The 8,705-nt window shown below is 62.4% G+C and carries 5 protein-coding genes; 4 read left to right on the forward strand and 1 reads right to left on the reverse strand.

What is annotated here, in order from left to right; all coding sequences use genetic code 11:
- The first annotated feature begins 26 nt into the window (after nucleotides 1–26).
- From KL786_RS11860 to KL786_RS11875, 4 genes are all read left to right on the forward strand, one after another.
- Nucleotides 27–2,477, forward strand: coding sequence for a glycogen/starch/alpha-glucan phosphorylase (locus KL786_RS11860; protein WP_215517707.1), 2,451 nt, complete (start codon nucleotides 27–29; stop codon nucleotides 2,475–2,477).
- A 179-nt stretch (nucleotides 2,478–2,656) separates the two neighbouring features.
- On the forward strand, nucleotides 2,657–5,731 hold the full coding sequence (locus KL786_RS11865; protein ID WP_215517708.1) for a DUF2339 domain-containing protein: 3,075 nt from the start codon (nucleotides 2,657–2,659) through the stop codon (nucleotides 5,729–5,731).
- Complete coding sequence (locus tag KL786_RS11870) at nucleotides 5,731–7,068, forward strand: DUF3999 domain-containing protein (protein ID WP_215517713.1); 1,338 nt, start codon at nucleotides 5,731–5,733, stop codon at nucleotides 7,066–7,068. The genes KL786_RS11865 and KL786_RS11870 overlap by 1 nt, the downstream gene beginning before the upstream one ends.
- A 112-nt stretch (nucleotides 7,069–7,180) precedes the next feature.
- Nucleotides 7,181–8,194: a class 1 fructose-bisphosphatase gene (locus KL786_RS11875; RefSeq protein WP_032862268.1), complete on the forward strand. Its 1,014-nt coding sequence runs from the start codon at nucleotides 7,181–7,183 to the stop codon at nucleotides 8,192–8,194.
- 146 nt (nucleotides 8,195–8,340) lie between these two features.
- On the opposite strand, the gene KL786_RS11880 is transcribed toward KL786_RS11875, so the two are convergent.
- Nucleotides 8,341–8,670, reverse strand: a complete 330-nt coding sequence (locus KL786_RS11880) for a type II toxin-antitoxin system RelE/ParE family toxin (protein WP_215517714.1) — start codon at nucleotides 8,668–8,670, stop codon at nucleotides 8,341–8,343.
- Nucleotides 8,671–8,705: the final 35 nt, after the last annotated feature.

Raw genomic sequence — 8,705 nt, forward strand, 5'->3', positions numbered from 1 at the left:
CTTCTATCTCGCCCGAGGTCGCACCGATGTCTCAGGAACCGCTTGTACGAGAAGCAGAGGTAGCCGCATTTCGCGATGCCGTCTTGACCAAACTCACTTACGCGGTGGGCAAGGATCCCGATCACGCCTTCGACCACGACTGGTTCGAAGCCATCGCCCTGGCGGCGCGCGACCATATGGTCGATCACTGGATGGACCATACCCGGCATATCTACCGGCGCGGGCAGAAGCGGGTGTATTACCTGTCCCTGGAGTTCCTGATTGGCCGTCTGCTGTTTGACAGCCTGAGCAACCTCGGCCTGCTGGAGGTGGCGCGCGAAGCTCTAGGCGAGTTGGGCGTGGACTTGGAGCGCATTCGCCTGCTGGAGCCCGATGCGGCCCTGGGCAACGGTGGCCTGGGACGCCTGGCCGCGTGCTTTATGGAAAGCATGTCGACCCTGGGCATCGCCGGCCATGGCTATGGCATTCGCTACGAGCACGGTCTGTTTCGCCAGGCGATTGTCGATGGCTGGCAGCAGGAACAGACCGAACGCTGGCTGGATTTCGGCAACCCCTGGGAGTTCGAGCGCGCCGAGGTGATCTACCCGATCGGCTTTGGCGGCAGCGTCGAGACCGTGCTGGATGCGTCCGGCAAATCAATCCAGGTCTGGACGCCCAGCGAGACCGTGCGCGCAGTGGCCTACGACACCCCGGTGGTCGGCTGGCGCGGTGCCAGCGTCAACACCTTGCGCCTGTGGCGTGCGCGGGCTGTGGAAGACCTGCACCTGGAGCGCTTCAATGCCGGCGACCATTTGGGCGCCGTGGCCGAAGTGGCCCGTGCCGAAAGCATCTCCAGGGTGCTTTACCCGGCCGACAGCACCGAAGCAGGGCAGGAATTGCGCCTGCGCCAGGAATACTTCTTCGTCGCCGCCTCTTTGCAAGACTTGTTGCGCCGCCACAAAAACATGCACGGCTCGGTATTGAGCCTGGGCGAACACGCGGCGATCCAGCTCAACGACACTCACCCCTCGATTGCCGTGGCCGAATTGATGCGCCAGTTGGTCGATTTGCACGATATCGCCTGGGATGCGGCCTGGCAGGTCACCGTCGAGACGCTGTCCTACACCAACCACACCTTGCTGCCCGAAGCCCTGGAAACCTGGCCGGTGGGCCTGATGGAGCGCATGTTGCCCCGGCACATGCAGATCATCTACCTGATCAACGCCCAGCACATCGACTCGCTGCGGGCCAAGGGCATTCACGATTTCGACGTATTGCGCGCCGTGTCGCTGATCGAGGAAGACAACGGCCGCCGCGTACGCATGGGCAACCTGGCGTTTCTCGGTTCCCATAGCGTCAACGGCGTTTCCGGCCTGCACACCCAATTGATGCGCAGCACGGTGTTTTCCGAACTGCACAAGCTCTACCCCGAGCGGATCAACAACAAGACCAACGGCATTACCTTCCGCCGCTGGCTGTTCCAGGCCAACCCCAAGCTCACTGCGATGCTGGTGGAGGCCCTCGGGCCGGACATTCTCGACAACATGGAACAGCGCCTGGTAGAGCTGGAAACCTTCGCCGAGAAAGACGCCTTTCGCAAAGCCTTCGCCGAGCAGCGCCTGCACAGCAAGCGGGTGCTGGCGGACATCATCCACGAGCGCCTGGGGATTTCGGTCAACCCGGCGGCGATGTTCGATGTGCAGGTCAAGCGCATCCACGAATACAAGCGCCAGTTGCTCAACCTGCTGCACACCGTCGCCCTGTACCAGGCGATTCGCGCCGAGCCCGAAGTGGACTGGGTGCCACGGGTGAAGATCTTCGCCGGCAAGGCAGCGGCCAGTTATCACCAGGCCAAGCTGATCATCAAGCTGACCAACGACATCGCCCGCACCGTGAACAACGACCCGACCGTGCGTGGCTTGCTCAAAGTGGTGTTCCTGCCCAACTACAACGTCAGCCTGGCAGAAAACATCATTCCGGCGGCCGACCTGTCGGAGCAGATCTCCACCGCAGGCTTCGAGGCCTCAGGCACCAGCAACATGAAGTTCGGCCTCAATGGTGCGCTGACCATCGGCACCATGGATGGTGCCAATGTCGAGATGCATGAGCGTATCGGCGGCGAGCACATGTTTATCTTCGGCCTGAGTGCCGAGCAGGTAGAGGCGCGCAAACAGGCCGGAGAATTTAATGCCAGCCCTGATATTGCCGCCTCCCACCGCCTGAACGACGTGCTGCAAGCGATCCGTGGCGGGGTGTTCTCGCCGGACGATCCGGGCCGTTATGTGGGGCTGATCGACTCGTTGATCTACTACGACCGTTTCCTGGTGTGTGCCGACTTTGATTCCTACTGGGACGCCCAGGCGCGGGTCGAAGCCCATTGGCATGATTCCAAGGAATGGTGGCGTTCGGCGGTGCTCAATACCGCACGCACGGGTTGGTTTTCGTCAGACCGCACCATCCGGGAATATGCGACCGAGATCTGGAAAGCCTTGGACTAGACGGCGCAAAGCGAGGTGTGACGGGCTTGTGTGGGAGCTGGCTTGCCTGCGATAGCATCCCCTCGGTGTCACTGATACACCGAGGCGTCTGCATCGCAGGCAAGCCAGCTCCCACACAAGCCTCCCACATTGGGATTGCATCGATATACTAGGCCTCGGTTTGCTTAGGGATCTCGACCATGCAATGGATGTTCATGCTGATTGGCCTGGTGCTCGGCTGGGCGCTGGATGAATCGTTCAGTGACGCAGGCTTCGGTGCGCTACTGGGTTTGGGGATTGGCCAAGCCATTCGTCTGTCGAACCTGGGCAGCGCCTTGAAGGCTCTGGAGCAACGCCTCGCGGTGCTGGAAAAGCCGCCTCAAGTCGAACCGCCCATTGCTGAACCCGTGGCTGCGCCCGAGCTGGTCTGGGAACTGCCCGCCGAACTGCAACCGACCTATCCCCCCGAACCCAGTCAGCCACTACCGGACGACCTGTGGAAACCTGCCGCTGCTGCGCGCGTCGCTGAACCCGAAGTCCCCCGCGGCCCCAACCTGATCGAACGTGCCATTTTGGGGGCGCGCAACTGGCTGCTGGGCGGCAATACCGTGTTGCGCGTGGGCGTGGTGCTGCTGTTCCTTGGCCTGGCCTTTTTGCTGCGTTATGCCACTGAAGGCGTCGATGTGCCCATCGAACTGCGTTACGCCGGGGTTGCTGCCTGCGCCCTGGGCTTGCTGGGCTTGGGCTGGTGGCTGCGCCTGCGCAACGGCAATTACGCGCTGATCCTGCAAGGCACCGGCATCGCCGTGTTGTACCTGACGGTATTCGCCGCCATGCGTCTGCACCCTTTGCTCGACCCCGGCGCGGCACTCGGCCTGCTGGTGGCGGTGACGCTGTTTTCGGCGATCCTCGCGATTACCCAGGACGCCATCGGCCTGGCCTGCGCCGCCGCCCTGGGCGGTTTCGCCGCGCCGATCCTGGCGTCCACCGGCGAGGGCAGCCATGTGGCGCTGTTCAGTTACTTCACCTTGCTCAACGTTGGCATCCTCGCCATTGCCTGGTTCAAGGCCTGGCGCTTGCTCAATGTGATTGGCTTTGCCGGCACCTTCGGCATTGGCTTTGCCTGGGGGATCCGCTCCTACACGCCGGAGCTGCTGTGGAGTACCGAGCCGTTCCTGATTGTGTTTTTCCTGATGTACCTGGCCATCGGCCTGCTGTTTGCGCGGCGCAAACTCCTGGAAATGAGCGATGCCCCGGAAGATGACAGCCGTGGCGCACTGCTGCGCTGGTCGGCGGCCAAGGGCGATTATGTCGATGGCGGCCTGTTGTTCGGCCCGCCGATTGTGGCGTTCGGCTTGCAGTTCACCCTGGTGCAACACCTGGCGTTCGCGCCGGCATTCAGCGCGTTGGCGTTGGGCATCATCTATATGCTCCTGGCGCGTGTGCTCAGTGGCGGGCGTACGGTGTTGCTCGCAGAAACCTGCCTGGCCCTGGGCGTGATCTTTGCCAGCCTGGCGATCCCGCTGGGCCTGGATGCGCGCTGGACGGCCGCGGCCTGGGCGGTGGAAGGCGCGGGGATCTTCTGGCTGGGCCTGCGCCAGCAGCGCTTGCTGGCGCGCGGGTTTGGCCTGCTGCTGCAACTGGGGGCGGCACTGGCGTTTCTCAGTGAGTTGGAGGCGGGCGAACACACACTGCTTGAGGGTGCACCGTTGGGCGCGTTGCTGCTTGGCGTAGCAATGCTGTTCAGCTTCTGGCAACTGCGCAAGGCGGGCGATGAGCAGGTGTCTGGCTGGGAGCGCTACGGCTTGCCGGTGTTGGCCGGCTTGGGGCTGGGCTGCTTGTACTTGCTGGCGCCGTTGCTGTTGTCGATCAACGGTACGGCGATCAGTTGGGCGCTGGCGGGCGCGGTGACGCTGTTTGCCGGCCTGCGCATCGCTTCGCGTACCTTCCTGTTTGCGGGACTTGCGGTGCAAGTGCTGGGCGGCGCATTGCTGTTGTGGTGGGCGCCATGGATCGATGAAGAGTGGCCGGCGTTCCGGCACCTCGCATTCTGGGCACCGATGCTCGTGGGCCTGGCGGCATTTGTGGGCGCCTGGCGTTTGCAGGGCACGGGTCAATCGTCGGTGTTTGACGGGCTCAAGTTGCCGCGTATCGCGGATGGGCTGCTGGCCTGGGGCGTGATCTGGTGGGCGTCGGCGTTGAGCAACGAAGTGCTGCGCTTCACGCCACCGGAGTTGCAAGCCACGTTCCTGTTGGTGGCCGCGGCGGCCAGTGTGGCGCTCTGGACCCTGTTGGCCGTGCGCCTGCGCTGGGCATCGCTGGGCGCCTTGAGCCTATTGCTGATGCCGGCGGCGGCGATGGTGCTGCTGGTCTCGGCGCATCGCTATTACCACCCGGCGGCCGAATTTGGCTGGCTGGCCTGGATCAGTGTGTTCGCCGTGCATTTCATTGCGTTGCGCCGGTTGAGCAACGTGGCGCCGGCCAAAGTCCTGAGCATCGCCCATGTGCTGGGCTGCTGGATGCTGATCGGCATGCTGGCCCTGGAGTTGCGCTATGGCTTGCTGGTGCTGTCGGTGCAATACAACGCCTGGCGTTGGCTGGGCTGGGCGATTTTCCCAAGCCTGTACCTGATCGCCGTCGCTGCGCCGCGTCAGTGGCCGTGGCCGATATCTGCCTATTCGCGTGAATACCGCCTGCTGGCGGCGCTGCCGCTGGCCGCGCTGATGCTGGTGTGGTTCTGGTTGGCCAATATCTTCAGCGACGGTACCGCCAAGCCGTTGCCCTATGTGCCGTTGCTCAGCCCCTTGGACCTTGGCCTGCTGTTCGCGCTGTTGGGCGTGTACTTGTGGGCGCGCAGCGCGGCGCCGCAATTGGGCGGGCGCACGCCATGGATTGCGCAGGGTGTGGCCGGGGTTTCGCTGTTTGCCTTCTTCACCGCCTTGGTGATGCGTGCGGCGCACCATTGGGGTGGCGTACCGTTTCATCTGGATGCGTTGCTGGAGTCAATGCTGGTCCAGGCCGGGCTGTCGATTGTCTGGACCCTGATTGCCCTGGGCCTGATGATCGGCGGTCACCTGCGCAATCGCCGGGAAGTGTGGCTGGTCGGCGCGGTGCTGATTGGCGTGGTGGTCGCCAAGCTGTTCCTCGTCGAGCTGAGCAACCGTGGCGGCCTGGAGCGGATCGTGTCGTTTATCGGCGTGGGCGGACTGTTGCTGGTGGTGGGGTATTTCGCTCCGCTGCCGCCCAAGCGTGAAACCCAAGGAGCAACCTCTTGATCGGCAAACTGAGCATCACACTGCTGGGCCTGTGTACCGCGTTCACGGCAGGTGCCGGGGAAGCACCTGCTGATTTCAGCAGCCAGGCGCTACTGGCGATCAGCGGCGAAGGCCCCTGGTACACGCTGGAGCTGCCGTTGGCGGTGCAATTGAGCGCCCGTCAGGCCAATCTCAGTGATGTGCGGGTGTTCAACGCGGCCGGTGAACCCCAGGCGTATGCGTTGGTGCGCCAGTCGGCCGAAAACGCAGACAGCCTGGCCCGCCTGAAGGGGTTCCCGTTGTACGCCGTCGACAACACTGGCGAGACCGTACCGGGCGTGCGCGTGCAATCCAGCGCCACCGGAACCTTGGTCCAGGTGCAACCGATGGGTGAATTGCCGACCAGCGTGCAGGTGCGTCGCGGTTGGTTGCTGGATGCCAGTGCAATCAAGGCGCCGCTGCAAAAGCTGATCCTCGACTGGAGCAGTGAGCATGACGGTTTCCAGCGTTTGAGCATCGAAGCCAGCGACGATTTGCAGCACTGGCGATCCTGGGGTGAAGGGCAGGTGGCGCGCCTGGCATTTGCCGACGAACGGGTTGAGCAGCGTGAAGTGGTTTTGCCCGGACAGTCCGCCCGCTACTTGCGGTTGTTATGGAAAGGCCAGGCCGCGCCGGAGCTGACGTCGATCCAGGTGCAGAGCACTCACAGCCAGCCATTGCCGCTGGTGTGGTCGCAGCCACTGGCCGGTAGCGTCATCCAGCCTGGGCAATACAGCTGGCAGTTGCCCACCGCGCTGAACATCGAGCGGGTCCGCATCGAGTTGCGCCAACCCAACAGCCTGGCTCCGGTTGGCCTGCTGGGGCGCCAGGACAGCAAGCAGGTGTGGCAACCGTTGAGTCGTGGCTTGCTCTACCGCTTGACGCAGGGCGGGCAAGAAGTCACCCAGGATCAATTGCAGTTGCCGGGTTACCCGGTCCAGCAACTCAAGCTGGATGTCGATGAGCGCGGCGGTGGCTTGGGGGCCCAGGCCCCGGCGTTGAGTTTTGCCGTGCGGGCCACGCAATTGGTGTTTCTGGCACGGGGCGAACCGCCGTTTACCCTGGCGGTGGGCAATCCGTCGGCCAAGGCGGCGAACCTGTCGCTGACGACGCTGATTCCCGACTACAGCCCCCAGCGTCTGGCAGGTTTGGGCCAGGCCAGGCTCGATGGCGAGTGGCAGCTCAATCCGCCTGTCGCACCCAAGGCCGCAGGCATCAACTGGCAGGCAGTCGGCCTGTGGGCCGTGCTGTTGCTGGGCGTGGCGGCACTCGGGGCGATGGCCTACAGTCTGTTGCGCAAGCCGCCTACCAAGCCCTGAGCCGGGGCCTACATGAACTCTGTCAGGGTTATCTCGTCTGATAGGAGGAAATGCGCCCCGACTCGCGCTAAACTGCGCGGGTTTTTAGCCCCCCCATTCTCCGGAGCCGTCCATGTCCCGCGTTACCCTGAGTCGCTATTTGATTGAGCAGACCCGCAGCAACAACACCCCTGCCGATCTGCGCTTTTTGATCGAAGTGGTGGCGCGTGCTTGCAAGGAAATCAGCCACGCCGTGTCCAAGGGCGCGCTGGGCGGCGTCCTGGGCAGCATGGGCACTGAAAACGTGCAAGGCGAAGTGCAGAAGAAACTCGACGTGATTTCCAACGAAATCCTGCTCGAAGCCAACGAATGGGGCGGTCACCTGGCCGGCATGGCGTCCGAAGAAATGGACAATGCCTACCAGATCCCGGGCAAATACCCCAAGGGTGCCTACCTGCTGGTATTCGACCCGCTGGACGGTTCGTCGAACATCGACATCAACGCCCCGGTCGGCACCATCTTCTCGGTACTGCGTTGCCCGAACGAATACCTGAGCCAGAACGAAGCCCTGAACGAAAAGGCCTTCCTGCAGCCAGGCACCGAGCAGGTTGCTGCCGGTTATGCGATCTACGGCCCACAGACCATGCTGGTGCTGACCCTGGGCGATGGCGTCAAGGGCTTCACCCTGGACCGTGAAATGGGCAGCTTCGTGCTGACCCACGAAGACATCTCGATTCCTGCCTCGACCCAGGAATTCGCGATCAACATGTCCAACCAGCGCCACTGGGAAGAGCCGGTCAAGCGCTACGTCAACGAGTTGATGGAAGGCGAAGAAGGCCCGTTGAAGAAGAACTTCAACATGCGCTGGGTGGCCGCGATGGTCGCTGACGTGCACCGCATCCTGACCCGTGGTGGCTTGTTCATGTACCCACGCGACAGCCGCGAGCCGTCCAAGCCGGGCAAACTGCGCTTGATGTACGAAGCCAACCCGATGTCGTTCCTGGTCGAACAAGCCGGCGGTGCTTCCACCGACGGCCACCAGCGTATCCTCGACATCCAGCCTGAAGGCCTGCACCAGCGTGTAGCGGTGTTCCTGGGCTCCAAGGAAGAAGTGGCGCGTGTGACCGGTTACCACAAGAAGGCGTAACGCCTTCTGTAGGAGCGAGCTTGCTCGCGAAAGTATTCCAGGCGCATTGTTGCGTTGGCTGTACTTTTTTCGCGAGCAAGCTCGCTCCTACAGTGAACCTTGCGCGTCAGATAGAGCCCCGAAACGTTTCAGCGTTGCGGGGCTTTTTATTGGATAAGGTTTTTGAGTAGCAGTGCCTGCAGGTTTCTACGTGTGTCGGCAATGATGTGGATGTAGAGGGTCTTGTCTCGGACTTCGTAGATGATCCGGTTCATTGCGCAGATAACTTGTCGGTACTGGGTCAGGTTCAGCTTTTCGATTTCTTCCGGCATCGAGCCTGCATACGGTTGGGTTTCCAGGCGGCGTAAAGCCTGTTTGAGCAACTCGTAAGTCTGTTGCCAGGTTGATGTAGAGAACTGTCGCGTGAGGTAGGACTTGAGTTCTTTCAGATCGTTTTTTGCAGATTGAAGAATAACATGTAGAAGTCTCGACTTAATCTGACACCCCTCTTGAAAAAGAGCGGGGCTACCGG

It is taken from the genome of Pseudomonas sp. TAE6080 (assembly GCF_018732265.1).
Classification (GTDB): Bacteria; Pseudomonadota; Gammaproteobacteria; order Pseudomonadales; family Pseudomonadaceae; genus Aquipseudomonas; species Aquipseudomonas brenneri.